9 protein-coding genes are annotated in these 15,115 nt (G+C 71.3%); 5 read left to right on the top strand and 4 right to left on the bottom strand.

From position 1 onward, the window contains the following. Nucleotides 1-131 precede the first annotated feature (131 nt). Together treS and OOK34_RS04560 are read right to left on the bottom strand one after the other, a co-directional pair. On the bottom strand, nt 132-1,838 hold the full coding sequence (treS, locus tag OOK34_RS04565; protein WP_267032572.1) for a maltose alpha-D-glucosyltransferase: 1,707 nt from the start codon (nt 1,836-1,838) through the stop codon (nt 132-134). Further along, nucleotides 1,835-3,829, bottom strand: coding sequence for an alpha-1,4-glucan--maltose-1-phosphate maltosyltransferase (locus OOK34_RS04560; RefSeq protein ID WP_267032571.1), 1,995 nt, complete (start codon nt 3,827-3,829; stop codon nt 1,835-1,837). Before OOK34_RS04560 ends, treS begins: the two co-directional genes overlap by 4 nt. 331 nt (nt 3,830-4,160) lie before the next feature. Between OOK34_RS04560 and OOK34_RS04555 the strand changes: the two genes are divergently transcribed. The 3 genes from OOK34_RS04555 to OOK34_RS04545 all read left to right on the top strand — a co-directional run bounded on the left by OOK34_RS04555 (nt 4,161) and on the right by OOK34_RS04545 (nt 8,344). Continuing rightward, on the top strand, nt 4,161-4,760 hold the full coding sequence (locus OOK34_RS04555) for a GNAT family N-acetyltransferase (protein ID WP_267032570.1): 600 nt from the start codon (nt 4,161-4,163) through the stop codon (nt 4,758-4,760). Between the two features lie 149 nt (nt 4,761-4,909). Further along, a complete protein-coding gene (gene glgP / locus OOK34_RS04550; protein ID WP_267032569.1) occupies nt 4,910-7,546 on the top strand; it encodes an alpha-glucan family phosphorylase in 2,637 nt (878 codons plus the stop codon). A gap of 288 nt (nt 7,547-7,834) precedes the next feature. Then, a complete protein-coding gene (locus tag OOK34_RS04545; protein WP_267032568.1) occupies nt 7,835-8,344 on the top strand; it encodes a hypothetical protein in 510 nt (169 codons plus the stop codon). Between the two features lie 123 nt (nt 8,345-8,467). Here OOK34_RS04545 and OOK34_RS04540 read toward each other — a convergent pair whose 3' ends face one another. Beyond that, complete coding sequence (locus tag OOK34_RS04540; protein ID WP_267032567.1) at nt 8,468-10,735, bottom strand: M4 family metallopeptidase; 2,268 nt, start codon at nt 10,733-10,735, stop codon at nt 8,468-8,470. 383 nt (nt 10,736-11,118) lie between these two features. Between OOK34_RS04540 and OOK34_RS04535 the strand changes: the two genes are divergently transcribed. Then, nucleotides 11,119-12,606 carry a sugar transferase gene (locus OOK34_RS04535; RefSeq protein WP_267032566.1) on the top strand — a complete coding sequence of 496 codons (1,488 nt, stop codon included), beginning with the start codon at nt 11,119-11,121 and terminating at the stop codon, nt 12,604-12,606. A gap of 17 nt (nt 12,607-12,623) precedes the next feature. Here the strand turns inward: OOK34_RS04535 and OOK34_RS04530 are convergent, their stop codons facing one another. Then, entirely contained in the window at nt 12,624-13,568 is a 945-nt protein-coding gene (locus OOK34_RS04530) for a GDP-L-fucose synthase (protein WP_267032565.1), read from the bottom strand. Between the two features lie 408 nt (nt 13,569-13,976). Here OOK34_RS04530 and gmd point away from each other — a divergent pair, with 408 nt between their 5' ends. Continuing rightward, nucleotides 13,977-14,990, top strand: a complete 1,014-nt coding sequence (gene gmd, locus OOK34_RS04525) for a GDP-mannose 4,6-dehydratase (protein WP_267032564.1) — start codon at nt 13,977-13,979, stop codon at nt 14,988-14,990. Nucleotides 14,991-15,115: the final 125 nt, after the last annotated feature.

Here is a 15,115-nt window from a genome sequence, read left to right as displayed (position 1 = left end):
CGTCACAGAATGCGCAGAGTGTCCCGGATGTGCGGCAGTTGCTTCTCCGGTAAGTGCGAGTGTCGGGTCAGGATGATCCGTACAGGGGCGGGCCATTGACCCAATGGAGTGCCCGCCCCGTACTCGGCCCGTCAGTCGGCGCGCTGGTCGCTGCGGAGCCGGAACCAGTAGAAGCCGTGGCCCGCCAGGGTCAGCAGGTACGGCCACTCGCCGATCGGCGGGAAGCGCACGTCACCCGTGAGCTCCAGCGGAACCCGCCCGTTGAACGACCGCAGGTCCAGCTCGGTGGGCTGCGCGAAGCGGGAGAAGTTGTGCACGCAGAGCACCAGGTCGTCCCCGAACTCGCGGAGGAACGCGAGGACCGCGGGGTTGGACGAGGGCAGTTCGGTGTACGAGCCGAGCCCGAAGGCGGGGTTCGCCTTGCGGATCTCGATCAGCCTGCGGGTCCAGTGCAGCAGTGAGGAGGGCGACGCCATGGCCGCCTCGACATTGGTGACCTGGTACCCGTAGACCGGGTCCATGATGACCGGCAGGTTCAGCCTGCCCGGATCGCAGGAGGAGAAACCGGCGTTGCGGTCCGGGGTCCACTGCATGGGGGTCCGCACGCCGTCGCGGTCGCCCAGCCAGATGTTGTCGCCCATGCCGATCTCGTCGCCGTAGTAGAGCACCGGCGAACCGGGCAGCGACAGCAGCAGGGCCGTGAACAGCTCCATCTGGTTGCGGTCGTTGTCCAGGAGCGGGGCGAGGCGGCGCCGGATGCCGATGTTGGCCCGCATCCGCGGGTCCTTGGCGTACTCGGCGTACATGTAGTCGCGCTCTTCGTCGGTGACCATCTCGAGGGTCAGCTCGTCGTGGTTGCGCAGGAAGATGCCCCACTGGCAGCGGTCCGGGATCGCCGGGGTCTTGGCCAGGATCTCGGAGACGGGGTAGCGGGACTCTCTTCGCACCGCCATGAAGATGCGCGGCATGACGGGGAAGTGGAAGGCCATGTGGCACTCGTCCCCGCCCTCCGCGAAGTCCCCGAAGTAGTCCACGACGTCCTCGGGCCACTGGTTGGCCTCGGCGAGCAGGACGGTGTCCGGGTAGTGCGCGTCGATCTCCGCCCGGACCCGCTTGAGGAGCTGGTGGGTGCGGGGCAGGTTCTCGCAGTTGGTGCCCTCCTCGGCGTACAGGTAGGGCACGGCGTCGAGGCGGAAGCCGTCGATGCCGAGGTCCAGCCAGAAGCGCAGGGCGGACACGATCTCCTCGACCACCGCCGGGTTCTCGTAGTTGAGGTCCGGCTGGTGCGAGAAGAAGCGGTGCCAGTAGTACTGCTTGCGTACGGGGTCGTACGTCCAGTTGGAGGTCTCGGTGTCGATGAAGATGATGCGGGCGTCCTGGTACTGCTTGTCGTTGTCGGCCCACATGTAGTAGTCCCCGTACGGCCCGTCCGGGTCCTTGCGCGACTGCTGGAACCACTCGTGCTGGTCGCTGGTGTGGTTCATGACGAAGTCGATGATCACCCGCATGCCGCGGGTGTGCGCGGCGTCCACGAACTCCACGAAGTCGGCGAGGTCGCCGAACTCGGGCAGCACGGAGGTGTAGTCGGAGACGTCGTAACCGCCGTCGCGCAGCGGTGAGGCGAAGAACGGCGGCAGCCACAGGCAGTCGACGCCGAGCCACTGGAGGTAGTCCAGTTTGGCGGTGAGCCCCTTGAGGTCCCCGACGCCGTCGCCGTTGCTGTCGTGGAAGGAGCGGACCAGGACCTCGTAGAAGACCGCCCGCTTGAACCAGTCGGGATCGCGGTCCTTGGCGGGGGTGTCCTCGAAGGTGTCGTGGACGGGATCGTTGATCATCATGCGGTGGGTGACCCTCCGGTGGGCGGGGACGGTCGCAGGGCGGCCAGGACGTGCGCGGGCGTACGGCCCGGTTCCAGGCGCACGTAGTTCGCCCTGCCCCAGTGATAGGTCTCGCCGGTGAGCTCGTCGCGCACCGCGAGGGACCCGTGCCAGTCGAGGCCGAGTACCGGCATGTCCAACGAGACCGTCGCCTCCTGGGTGTGGTGCGGATCGAGGTTGACGACCACCAGTACGGAACTGCCTCCGGCGTGCTTCGAATAGGCGATCACCTGCTCGTTGTCGGTCGGATGGAAGTGGATGTCGCGCAGCTGCTGGAGGGCGGGATTGCGGCGGCGCAGCCGGTTCAGGGTGGTGATCAGCGGGGCGATCGAGGTGCCCGCGCGGTCGGCGGCGGCCCAGTCGCGCGGCCGGAGCTCGTACTTCTCGGAGTTCAGGTACTCCTCGCTGCCCTTGCGGACCGGCTCGTTCTCGCACAGCTCGTAGCCGGCGTAGACGCCCCAGGTGGGGGAGAGGGTGGCGGCGAGGACCGCCCGGATCTCGAAGGCCGGCCGGCCGCCCTTCTGGAGGTACTCGTGGAGGATGTCGGGCGTGTTGACGAAGAAGTTCGGCCGCATCACGGAGGCCGAGCGGGTGCCGGACAGCTCGGTCAGGTACTCGGTCAGCTCGGCCTTGGTGTTGCGCCAGGTGAAGTACGTGTAGGACTGCTGGAAGCCGACCGAGGCGAGCGCGCGCATCATCGCGGGCCGGGTGAAGGCCTCCGCCAGGAAGATCACGTCGGGATCGGACTTGTTGATCTCCGTGATCACCTTCTGCCAGAACACGACCGGCTTGGTGTGCGGATTGTCGACCCGGAAGATCCGGACGCCGTGGTCCATCCAGTGGCGCAGGATCCGGACCGTCTCCTCGACGATGCCTGCCATGTCCGTGTCGAAGTGGACGGGGAAGATGTCCTGGTACTTCTTCGGCGGGTTCTCGGCGTACGCGATCGTCCCGTCGGCCCGGTGGCGGAACCACTCCGGGTGCTTCTCCACCCAGGGGTGGTCGGGGGAGCACTGGAGGGCGAAGTCGAGCGCGATCTCCATGCGGAGGTCGCGGGCGCGCGCGACGAAGGCGTCGAAGTCCTCCAGGGTGCCGAGATCGGGGTGGACGGCGTCGTGGCCGCCCTCCGTGGAGCCGATGGCCCAGGGCACGCCCGGGTCCCAACTGCCGGCGGAGAGCGTGTTGTTGGGGCCCTTGCGGAAGGTGGACCCGATGGGGTGGATGGGCGGCAGGTACACGACGTCGAAGCCCATGGCGGCGACGGCCGGCAGCCGCTCGGCGGCGGTGCGGAAGTTTCCGCTGACCGGGGCCCTGCCGGGCTCCACCACCGCTCCCTCCGAGCGGGGGAACATCTCGTACCAGGAACCGAAGAGGGCGCGCTTGCGTTCGACGATCAGGGGCAGCGCCTTGGCGGCCGTGACCAGCTCCCGGTACGGGCGCCGCGCGAGGGCGGCGTCCACCGCCGGGGCGAGCGCGGCCGCGTACCGCTGTGCGACCGGCAGGTCCTCGTCGCGCATCGCGTCGGCCGCGGCCAGTACGGCCTCGCGGCCGTCGCGTTTGGGAACCTTCGCGGCGGCGCGCTCGTAGAGCTCCGCGCCTTCGAGGAGGGTCAGCCCGGTGTCGAGGTCCGCCGGGATCTTGACGGCGGCATGGGCGCGCCAGGTGGCGACCGGATCGCTCCACGCCTCGACGGTGTAGGTCCACCTCCCCTCGACCTCGGCGGACACCCGCGCCCCCCACCGGTCGGTGCCGGGGGCGAGTTCCCTCAGCGGTACCGGCGGGCGCAGCCGCCCGCTCGGGTCCCGCAGTACGACATGGGCGGAGACGGCGTCGTGGCCCTCCCGGAAAACGGTGGCCGAGATCTCGAAGACCTCGTCCACGACCGCCTTGGCGGGTCTGGCGCCGCAGTCGACGGCGGGGCGGACGTCCAGCACGGGAATGCGACCGATCATGATGGGATCACCTGGGGGCAGTTCGCAGGGCTCGGTGACGGGCCAGCCGGAGTCGCGGCTGGTAGTGCACGCTCTGTTCGCTCTGTTTCTAGCCGCTCGGAAGACGGCTGGAGTGCGGGCATGGCCGCTCCTGTCCGCGTTCACTCGGGTGGCGGGGGAAGGTTGGGGGCGGGTGCGCCGTGCGGGTACCGCGTGTATGCGCACAGCCCTTCCCACTCTCACCCCGCCCAATCCGTGCTCTCGGTTAACTACTCGTACGTAGTGGGACGCGGTTCACCAAGGGTCGGCTCGGCATCCGCCGAGGCTCCGTCAAGTCGGTGAGGATGGGGCCATGAACAGCGAAATACCAACCGCCCCCCACGTCCCGGCCGCCCCTTCCGCCCCGTGGGGCGGCGGCCCGCAGCCGGTGTTCGCGCTGCCCTGCGCGATGGTGCTGCGGCCGTGGCGGGAGGCGGACGCCCCGGCGCGGATGGCCGCGTACGAGGACCCGGACGTCCGGCACTGGAACCGGCCCGAGCCGATGACCCGCGAGGAGGCGGTGGCGCGGATCGCGCGGTGGAACCGGCTGTGGGCCGAGCAGGAAGGGGCGGTGTGGGCGGTGTCGCGGTCGCCGGACTCCCCGGCGCTGGGCCTGATCGGCCTCGCCGACGTCGATCTGGCCGACTCCAGCGCGGAGTTCCTCTACTGGCTGCTGCCCGAGGGGCGCGGCCGCGGGGTGATGCCGCAGGGGGTGGCCGCGGTGTCCGAGTGGGCCTTCCGCGAGGCCGGCCTCCACCGCCTGCGCATCTGCCACTCGGTGGCCAACCCCGCCTCCTGCGCCGTCGCCCTGAAGGCGGGCTTCCCCCTGGAGGGCACCATGCGCGGCGCCCTCCTCCACGCGGACGGCCGCCACGACCAGCACCTCCACGCCCGCCTGGCCACGGACGCCTGACGCCGGGCCGCCGCCCCCGCGCGGGTCCCCGCCGGGGGAGGCGGGATGGCCGGGGCGGGGGTGGCCGCACTAGCCTTCCGGGGGCGATGCGCGGGTGCACAGCGTGGTGCGGCCGCTCCGATCCGTCATCCCCTGCGAAGGTGGAACGTGTGAAGGCTATCCGTCGATTCACCGTGCGCCCCGTCCTCCCGGAACCCCTGATGCCGCTCGCCGAGCTCGCGCGCAACCTGCGCTGGTCTTGGCATACGGAAACCCGCGAACTCTTCCAATCCGTCGACCCCGAGGGCTGGCAGGCCGCCGGCGGTGACCCCGTCCGGCTGCTCGGTGCCGTGCCCGCATCCCGTCTCGAGGAACTCGCCGCCGACCGGCGGTTCCTGCGGCGCCTCGCCGTCGCCGCCGCCGACCTCGACGACTACGTCCACGGCGGGAGGTGGTACCAGACCCACGAGAACGGCGCGGAGCTCCCCGCGGCCATCGCCTACTTCTCCCCCGAGTTCGGCATCACCGCCGCCCTGCCCCAGTACTCCGGCGGGCTCGGGATCCTCGCCGGGGACCACCTCAAGGCCGCCAGCGACCTCGGTGTCCCGGTCATCGGCGTCGGCCTGCTCTACCGCCACGGCTACTTCCGCCAGTCGCTGTCCCGCGACGGCTGGCAGCAGGAGCACTACCCGGTGCTGGATCCCCACGAGCTGCCCCTGGCCCTGCTGCGGCAGGAGGACGGCGCCCCCGCCCGGGTGTCGCTCACCCTGCCCGGCGGGCGGTCGTTGCACGCGCACATCTGGCAGGCCCGCGTCGGGCGGGTGCCGCTGCTCCTGCTCGACTCCGACGTCGAGGACAACGACGCCGGCGCCCGCGAGGTGACCGACCGGCTCTACGGCGGCGGCAGCGACCACCGGCTGCTCCAGGAGATGCTGCTCGGCATCGGCGGGGTCCGGGCCGTCCGGACGTACTGCCGGATCACCGGTCACCCCGACCCCGAGGTGTTCCACACGAACGAGGGACACGCCGGGTTCCTCGGTCTGGAGCGCATAAGGGAACTGGAAGGGGAGCAGGGCCTCGGCTTCGACGCCGCCGTCGAGGCCGTGCGCGCCGGGACCGTCTTCACCACGCACACCCCCGTGCCCGCCGGCATCGACCGCTTCGAGCGCTCCCTGGTCGCCCGGCACTTCGGCGAGGGCGGCGAGCTGCCCGGCGTACCGGTCGACCGGATCCTGGAGCTGGGCGCCGAGTCGTACCCCGGCGGTGATCCCGGGGTGTTCAACATGGCCGTCATGGGCCTGCGCCTCGCCCAGCGCGCCAACGGGGTGTCCACCCTGCACGGGGCGGTCAGCCGGGGCATGTTCGCCGGGCTCTGGCCGGGCTTCGACGCCGCCGACGTGCCCATCGTCTCCGTGACGAACGGGGTGCACGCCCCGACCTGGGTGGCCCCCGAGGTCATGCGGCTCGGCGCCCGCCAGATCGGGGCCGGGCGGACCGAGGACGCCCTCGCGGTGGGCGGCTCCGCGCGCTGGGACGCCGTCGCGCAGATCGCCGACCAGGACGTGTGGGACGTACGGCGGGTGCTGCGCGAGCAGCTGGTCCAGGAGGTACGGGACCGGCTGCGCGCCTCGTGGAAGCAGCGCGGGGCCGCCGATGCCGAACTGGGCTGGGTGGACTCCGTCCTCGACCCGGACGTGCTGACCATCGGCTTCGCCCGGCGCGTGCCCTCCTACAAGCGGCTCACGCTGATGCTGCGCGATCCGGAGCGGCTGCGCCGGCTGCTGCTGGATCCGGACCGGCCGGTGCAGATCGTCGTCGCGGGCAAGGCGCACCCGGCCGACGACGGCGGCAAGCGGCTGGTGCAGGAGCTGGTGCGGTTCGCCGACGACCCGCGGGTGCGCCACCGGATCGTGTTCCTGCCCGACTACGGCATGGCCATGGCGCAGAAGCTCTACCCGGGCTGCGACGTCTGGCTGAACAACCCGCTGCGGCCGCTGGAGGCCTGCGGGACCAGCGGGATGAAGGCCGCGCTCAACGGCTGCCTCAACCTGTCGGTGCTGGACGGCTGGTGGGACGAGTGGTTCGAGCCCGACTTCGGCTGGGCCATCCCCACCGCCGACGGGCTCGGGACGGACGAGGACCGCCGCGACGATCTGGAGGCGGGCGCCCTCTACGAGCTGATCGAGGAGCGGGTCGCGCCCCGCTTCTACGACCGGGCCGGGCGCGCCGGGCTGCCCGTGCGGTGGATCGAGATGGTCCGGCGCACCCTGGTGTCCCTGGGGCCGAAGGTGCTCGCGGGGCGGATGGTAAGGGAGTACGTGGAGCGGCTCTACGCCCCTGCCGCGCTCTCCCACCGGGCCCTCGACCCCGCCGCCGCGCGGGACCTCGCCTGGTGGAAGGGCCGGATCCGGGCCTCGTGGCCGCGGGTGGCCGTCGAGCACGTGGAGGCCGTCACCGCCGCGCCCGTGGGCGGCACCGCCGAGCTGGGGGCCACGCTCACGCTGCGGGTGCGGGTGGCGCTGGACTCGCTGGTGCCCGAGGACGTGGAGGTGCAGGCCGTCGCGGGCCGGGTCGACGCGCAGGACGTGATCCGCGACGGGCGGGCCTTCCCGCTCAAGCCCGCCGCCGGGCCGGACCTGGAGGGGCGCTGGGTGTACGAGGGCCCGCTCGCGCTCGACCGTACGGGGCCCTTCGGCTACACCGTACGGGTCCTGCCGGCGCACCCGCTGCTGGCGACGCCGGCCGAACTGGGGCTGGTCGCGGGGCCGGTGGACAACGACGCGGTGGGCGGGGTCCTGCTGCGCTGACCGGGCTGCCCCGGGGTCAGGGTCAGGGGGCGGGCGGCGGGTCCACCGGCCGCCCGCCCCCGACCGGCATCCCGGCCCCGGCTCCCGTGTCCGGACGGACGTCCGCCTCAGGCGCCTTGGCACCCGTACGGCCGTACGGCGCCCGGGCGGGGCGGGGGGCGCCCCGGGAGGGTGAACCTTCGAACGTATTGCGCATGGCGATCGTTTCGGCGGCCCGGTCCGCTCCTAGGCTGCCCCGCGGATGTCCAACGGACCTGGTCCTCACGAACCCGAGAAACGGACTCTCACATGCGTCTTCGTTCCACCGCGGCAGCCGCGCTGCTCGCCTCCTTCGCGCTCGTCCTGCCCACCGCCGGTCAGTCCCTGGCCAACGAACACGACCGCGACGGCCTCGGCGAGCTGCACTACCGGTACTCCGACGACGGCGACGTGCGCCGCAGGACGATCGAGCCCGCCGACAACGACACCTGCTACCGGCTGACGGGGACCACGCCGAACCGGCCCGCCTTCTGGGTGGACAACGACACCGAGTCCCTCGCCCTCCTCTACCGGGGCGACAGCTGCGGCGGTGAAGCCGTGGAGGCGCTCCAGCCGGGTGAGCGGGCGCACGACCTGTCGGTCCGGTCGGTGTACTTCAAGCCCAGCCACCACAGCGGCCACCACAGCGGCCGCGACGACTGGGAGGACGACGAGGACCGCGGCGACTGGGGCGACGAGGACCGCGGCGCCCGCCCCGGCCAGGGCCGCGGCCTCGCCCACGACTCCTTCGTGAACAGCATCCTGCGCAACATGGGCTGACCGCCATCGGGCCCACCCATGGAACAGGGCCGCCCGGGGAGGTCTTCTCCCGGGCGGCCCCGTGGTGTGGCGGTTCAGCTGTCCCGCTCTTCAGCCGTGCTTCCTGCTAGGCCCCGGTGGGGGTCAGAAGGTGAGCTTCCAGCTGTCGATCTTGCCGGTGTCCAGGCTCGCGTTGTCGTTGACCCGGAGCTTCCAGACGCCCTGGGCGACCTCGGAGGAGGCGTTCACCGTGTAGCTCTTGATGATGTTGTCCGCGCTGCCGCCAGCGCGGTTGTGCAGGTTGTAGACGCTGCCGTCGGGCGCGACCAGGTCGACCTTCAGGTCACCCTGGTAGGTGTGCAGGATGTTCACGTCCACCTTGAGGGTGCTCGGCGCGTTGCCGGTGCGGGTGACCGTGATGGGGGACTCGACGGTCGCGTTGTCGGCGATCGCGTAGTCGGTCGTGTTCTCGAACACGTTCTGCTGGGAGGTGCCGACGGTCCAGGTGAAGGACGCCGTACCCGACTTGGAGGCCGAGTCGGTCACCGTGACGGTCACGTTGGACGTGGCCGCGGTGGTGGCCGTGCCCGAGATCAGACCGGTCGAGGAGTTGATCGACAGGCCGGCCGGCAGGCCGGTCGCCGCGTAGGTCAGGGCACCCGGGTTGGTGCTGGTCGCCTGGACCTGGAGGCTCACGGCGGTGTTGATCTGGGTGTTCTGGTTGGCGATCGCGGTGACCGTGACGCCGTCGTTGACGCGCGGGCCGACGTTGATGGCGGCCCAGGCGTTGGCGACGTTGTTGTACGTGGCCGAGCCCTGGCCGTACAGGTCTGCGGCAGCCCTCAGCGTCTGGACGCGGGCGTCCGCGTAGTTGGTGTTCGACTTGAAGTAGCCCACCGTCAGCGCGCGGAACCAGATCTTCGCGGCGGCCTCGCGGCCGATCGCGGTGACCGGGAGGCCGTCGGAGGTCGGCGAGTCGTAGCTGACGCCGTTGATGACCTTGGCGCCGGAGCCCTCGGAGGCCAGGTAGAACCAGTGGTTGGCCGGGCCCGAGGAGTAGTGGACGTCGATGCCGCCGAGGCCCGAGTACCAGGCGTCCTTGGACGAGCCGTCCTTGCTCGGCTTGTCCATGTAGCGCAGCGGGGTGCCGTTGCCACGGATGTCGATCTTCTCGCCGACCAGGTAGTCGCCGACGTCCTGCGGGTTGTTGGCGTTGAACTCGACCGCCGCCGCCATGATGTCGGAGGTGGCCTCGTTCAGACCGCCGGGCTCACCGCTGTAGGTCATGTTGCCGGTGACCGAGGTCAGACCGTGCGTCATCTCGTGCGCGGCCACGTCGATCGAGGTGAGGGGCTTGTTGTTGCCCTCGCCGTCGCCGTAGGTCATGCAGAAGCAGCTGTCGTCCCAGAAGGCGTTGACGTACGCGTTGCCGTAGTGGACCCGGCTGTACGGGGCCACGCCGTCGTTGCGCAGGCCGTTGCGGCCGTGCACGTTCTTGAAGTAGTCCCACGTCACCTGGGCGCCGTAGTGGGCGTCCGCGCCGGCGGTCTCCGTGTTGGAGGGGGAGCCGTTGCCCCAGATGTCGTCGGGACCGGAGAACAGGGTGCCGGTGCCCGAGGTGCCCCGGTTCAGGTTGTAGGTCTTGTGGCTGCCGCGGCCGGCGTCGGTCAGCGTGAAGTTGCTGCCCGACTGCGAGCTGCCGAGGGTGACCTGGCCGCTGTACTGGGTGTTGCCGGTGCCGGTCTCGATGCCCTGCCACTGGGTGATCTTCGCGCCGGTCTTGGCGTTGGTGATCACGTGCAGCTGGTTCGGGGTGCCGTCGTCCTGGAGGCCGCCGACGACGGTCTCGAAGGCGAGGACCGGGACGCCGTCCGCGGCCCAGATCACCTTGCGGGCGCCCTTGTCGGCCTTGGACTCCTTGGAGCCCTCGGCGTTTGCGGCCGAAACGGCCTGGCCCTCCGCGGCCGACGGGGTGACCGTGGCGTTGGTGTCCGGGACCTTGATCTCGTGCTGCGTCGCCTTGGTGACGCTCTTGGTGACGCCGTCCTTGGCGTGGACGGTGAGGTCGCCGCCGTGCACGGGCAGACCGTCATAGGTCCGCTCGTACGTGGTGTGCGTGGTGCCGTCCGCGTCCTTGACCACATCGCGGACGACCAGCTTCTCGCCGCCACCGAGGCCGAGCGCCTTGGCGGCCTGGGCGGTGGTCGAGTTGGCCTCGGCGAGGAGCGTCGCACGCTCCGAAGCGCTGAGTGCGAGGTTGGCCGCGCCCGGGTTGGGCTGGGCGGCCGTGCGGGCCTGCGACGCGGTGGCGTCGGCGGTGGCGGAACCGGCCTGTATGCCTACGGCGAGCAGGGCTGCCGCGGCTACGAGCGCGCCGGCCGCAGTGGCACGCCTCTGGGGGGTGGGACTCAACGCAGACTCCTTCTGCAAGGGGGGGTTCCGGATGGCTGGGTGGGCCTCCGGGCAGATCAGGGCTGGTGCGATGAACGGATCGAAGAGTGCCACCTACAGGACGTGATGTCAGGGCCACATCAAAAGGTTGGCTGGAAACAGTTCGTTGTCCGAAGATACGTATCCGGTATCCGGACCATTCACCTTCGTGTGGGAGGGGGGCCTCCGGCGGCCGGGGCGCCTGGTGGCGGGTGTCGGCGCATGGGTAACGGAAGATCTCGTTCACCCAAACGGCATTTACCGTACGGGTGTTTGTCGTACTGTTTCCCGGTGCGACAGATGCCCGTTGCCAGGGGAAGCCACGGGCAGGTGCCACCGACATAGACCACGTGCCAGGGGGGCCGATGAGGCATGTCCATTTTCCTGCGCAAAGAGTGGCCGCGGAGGACGCCGGAGCCGACGGGCCGGAGGTGGCCCCTGCGCGGCGCCTCGGTGACAAGGCCCGGTGGTACCTGCCCGCCGCCGTGACCGCCGACTTCGCCGGCGCCGCCGTGCCCGTCGGCCTGGTCTTCGGGGCCGCCCAGCAGGCCAGGCCCGCTTACTGTGCCCTCGGCGCGGCCCTCGCCTGGACCGGGGTGCAGGCACTGCGCCGCCGCTACGCGGCCCGGGTGCTCGGAGAATCCCGCGGCGTACTGCCCGTTCTGCACGACTGGCTGATTCTGATCGGTGTCCTCGCCGTCATCCGCGTGCTGACGGGGGAGAGCACCCCGCGCCTGGCCGCCCTGGGGGCGCTGCTGCCCGCACTCCTCATCACCGTCGCCCGCCACAAACTGACCTACCGTCACCTGTCGGCGGCCCGCCGCGAGGCGCAGGCCGTCAGCCGGGTGCTGGTGGTCGGCGAGCCGGAGTCCGCCGAGCACGTCATCGCACACCTCGCCGCGCGCACCGACCACCCGTACGTCGTGGTCGGCGTGGTCCCGGTCGGCGACGGCGCCCTCTCCGGCGGGATACCCGTGGCGGCGCGGCTGGACGCGGCGGTCCCCGAGGCGGTGAACGGGGACTCCGCCGCCGTGCTGGGCGCCGTCCGCAGCCACCACGCCGACCTGGTGCTGGTGGCGCCCGGGGCGCGGATCGCGGGGGAGCGGCTGCGCCGGATGGGCTGGGCCCTGCACGACGAGGGCCTCGAAATGGCCGTGTTCCCCGGGCTGGTGGAGATCTCCGTCAAGCGGCTGGAGACCCTGTCGGCCGGCGGGCTCGCCGTGCTGCGCATCGCGCCGCCCGTGCGCCGAGGGGTGCAGACCGTGCTCAAGTCGGCGCTGGACCGCACCGGCGCCGCGCTCGGACTGCTCCTGCTGTCACCGCTGTTCCTCGGACTGGTCCTGGCCATCCGCCTCGGCTCGCGGGGCCCCGCCTTCTACAGCCAGCGGCGCGTCGGGCGGGGCGGAACCCCCTTCGTCATGTGGAAGTTCCGCACGATGGTGGAGGACGCCGACCACCTGAAGGCCGAGCTGGCGGGCTCCAACGAGAACGACGGCCTGATGTTCAAGATGCGCCGCGACCCCCGGGTGACCCGGGTGGGCCGGCTGCTGCGCCGGACCTCGCTGGACGAACTCCCGCAGCTGGTCAACGTACTGACGGGCAGTATGTCGCTGGTCGGCCCGCGCCCGCCGCTGCCCGAGGAGGTGGCGGAGTACGACGAGGTCGAGCTGCGCCGGCTCACCGTACGCCCCGGTATGACCGGCCTCTGGCAGATCAGCGGGCGGTCCGACCTGTCCTGGGACGAAACGATTCAGCTTGATCTCCAGTACGTCGACAACTGGTCCTTCACCAGCGATGTCGACGTGATGGGCCGTACACTCCGCGCCGTCGTCGACGGCCGCGGAGCGTACTGAGGAGCGGCGAGGTGCGGTCAGTTCTGGTCGAGCCACCAGCGGTAGGTGGCGGCGATGCCGTCGTGCAGCGCGATGCCCGGCTTCCAGCCCAGCGAGGTCAGGCGGGACACGTCGAGCAGCTTGCGCGGCGTCCCGTCCGGCTTCGACGTGTCCCAGGCCAGCCGTCCCCGGAAGCCGGTCACCTCGGCGACCGTCTCGGCCAGCGCCTTGATGGTCAGGTCCTCGCCGCAGCCGATGTTGACGGGCTCGTCGCCGTCGTAGCGCTCCAGCAGCACCGCGCAGGCGGCCGCGAGGTCGTCCACGTGGAGGAACTCCCGGCGCGGGGTGCCCGATCCCCACAGGGTGACCTCCTCGCGTCCCTCCGCGGCGGCCTCGTGGAAGCGGCGGATCAGGGCGGGCAGGACGTGCGAGGACTCCAGGTCGAAGTTGTCGCCCGGGCCGTAGAGGTTCGTGGGCATGGCCGAGATGTACGAGGCCCCGTACTGCTTGCGGTACGACTGGACCTGCACGATGCCGGCGATCTTCGCGAGGGCGTAGGCCTCGTTGGTGGGCTCCAGCGGCCCCGTCAGCAGGGCGTCCTCGCTGATGGGCTGCGGGGCCAGCTTCGGGTAGATGCAGGAGGAGCCGAGGAACAGCAGGCGGCCCACGCCGGTGGCGTGCGCCCCGGCGATGACGCCGAGCTGGATCCGGAGGTTGTCCTCCAGGAACTGCACCGGGTACGTGCTGTTGGCCATGATCCCGCCGACCTTGGCGGCGGCCAGCACGACCGCGTCCGGGCGCACGTCCCGCAGGTACGCCTCCGTCGCGGCGGCGTCGCGCAGGTCGAGATCGGCGCGGCCGCGGGTGAGCACCTCGTGGCCGTCGGCGGTGAGGCGGCGGGCGACCGCGGACCCCACCAGGCCGCGGTGTCCGGCGACGAAGACGCGGGCGTGCGGGGGGAGAAGCGGCTGCGAACTTGTCATACCGCCGATGATGCCAGTCCGCTGGCCGCGGGTTTCCGGGGAGCCCGGATCCCCTGGAACCGGCCCCCGGAACCGGCGGGTTCCCCGCGCCGGGGCCCTGGGGCTCCGCCCCAGACCCCGCGCCTCAAACGCCGGCGAGGCTGGATCGTGCCGGGGCGGCCGGGGCGGCCGGTGCGGCCGGTGCGGCCGGCGGGGCCGGTGCGGCCGGCGGGGCTGGAGCGGCCAGCGGGGCCGGAGCGGGCCGGCGGGGCTGGATGGGCCGGGGCGGCTGGACGGGCTGGTGGGGGCGGGAAGTTACCGGCGTGTACGGTACGCATCCGGTTCCGGGCCCGTAATGACCAGACGGCCGGCCAGGCCAGCGGCACGACCTCGTTTTTCGAACCACAACCAACCCCAGGGGGACCCCACATGGGCAAGACCGCACTGATCACCGGCGTCACCGGGCAGGACGGCTCGTACCTCGCCGAGCTCCTGCTCTCCAAGGGATACACGGTGCACGGGCTCGTGCGGCGGTCCTCCAGCTTCAACACGGAGCGGATCGACCACATCTACCAGGACCCCCAGACCGCCAACCGGTCCTTCGTCCTGCACCACGCCGACCTCGCCGACGGCGTCGCCCTGGTGAACCTGCTGCGCGACATACGCCCCGACGAGGTCTACAACCTCGGCGCCCAGTCGCATGTCCGGGTCTCCTTCGACGCGCCCCTCTACACCGGCGACGTGACCGGCCTCGGCGCGACGCGGCTGCTCGAGGCCATCCGGGCCAGCGGTGTGGACACCCGGATCTACCAGGCCTCGTCCTCCGAGATGTTCGGCTCGACTCCGCCCCCGCAGCACGAGGGCACCCCGTTCCACCCGCGCAGCCCGTACGGCGCGGCCAAGGTCTTCGCGTACTGGACCACGGTCAACTACCGTGAGGCATACGGCATGTTCGCCGTCAACGGGATCCTCTTCAACCACGAGTCGCCGCGCCGCGGCGAGACCTTCGTGACCCGCAAGATCACCCGCGCGGTCGCCCGGATCAAGGCCGGCCTCCAGGACCGCCTCTACCTCGGCAACCTCGACGCCGTCCGCGACTGGGGCTACGCCCCCGAGTACGTCGACGCGATGTGGCGGATGCTCCAGCAGGACGAGCCGACCGACTACGTGGTGGCCACCGGAGTCGCCGCGACCGTACGGGAGTTCGTCGAGTCCTCCTTCGCCCACGCGGGCCTCGACTGGGCCGAGCACGTGCGCTACGACCCCAAGTACGAGCGCCCGAGCGAGGTCGACGCCCTGATCGGCGACGCCTCCAAGGCGCAGGCGATCCTTGGCTGGAAGCCGTCGGTCCTGGTGCCCGAACTCGCGCGGATCATGGTCGACGCGGACGTCCGCCAGGTCGAGGACCAGCTCGCCGGTGCGACGGTCCGCATCGACCGCTGAGGCCTCGCACGTCGCCTACGATTTGCCGTGTCCCGGTCATGTCCCCGCGAGCTCTGGGCTCCGCACGGGCGTGGCCGGGCACAACCCGCCGTATGTCCCACGCGCACCCTCCATGCTGAACTCCG

It is taken from the genome of Streptomyces sp. NBC_00091 (assembly GCF_026343185.1).
In the GTDB taxonomy this organism is placed as follows: Bacteria; Actinomycetota; Actinomycetes; order Streptomycetales; family Streptomycetaceae; genus Streptomyces.
The sequence above is the reverse complement of the archived record's forward strand: the minus strand, read 5'-3'. Positions and strand labels throughout refer to the sequence as shown.

Bases quoted from the DNA above. Each gene is read 5' to 3' on its own strand.
- treS (WP_267032572.1), bottom strand. From the start codon at position 1,838: ATGATGATCAACGATCCCGTCCACGACACCTTCGAGGACACCCCCGCC.
- OOK34_RS04560 (WP_267032571.1), bottom strand. From the start codon at position 3,829: ATGATCGGTCGCATTCCCGTGCTGGACGTCCGCCCCGCCGTCGACTGC.
- OOK34_RS04545 (WP_267032568.1), top strand. From the start codon at position 7,835: ATGCGTCTTCGTTCCACCGCGGCAGCCGCGCTGCTCGCCTCCTTCGCG.
- OOK34_RS04555 (WP_267032570.1), top strand. From the start codon at position 4,161: ATGAACAGCGAAATACCAACCGCCCCCCACGTCCCGGCCGCCCCTTCC.
- gmd (WP_267032564.1), top strand. From the start codon at position 13,977: ATGGGCAAGACCGCACTGATCACCGGCGTCACCGGGCAGGACGGCTCG.
- OOK34_RS04530 (WP_267032565.1), bottom strand. From the start codon at position 13,568: ATGACAAGTTCGCAGCCGCTTCTCCCCCCGCACGCCCGCGTCTTCGTC.
- OOK34_RS04535 (WP_267032566.1), top strand. From the start codon at position 11,119: ATGAGGCATGTCCATTTTCCTGCGCAAAGAGTGGCCGCGGAGGACGCC.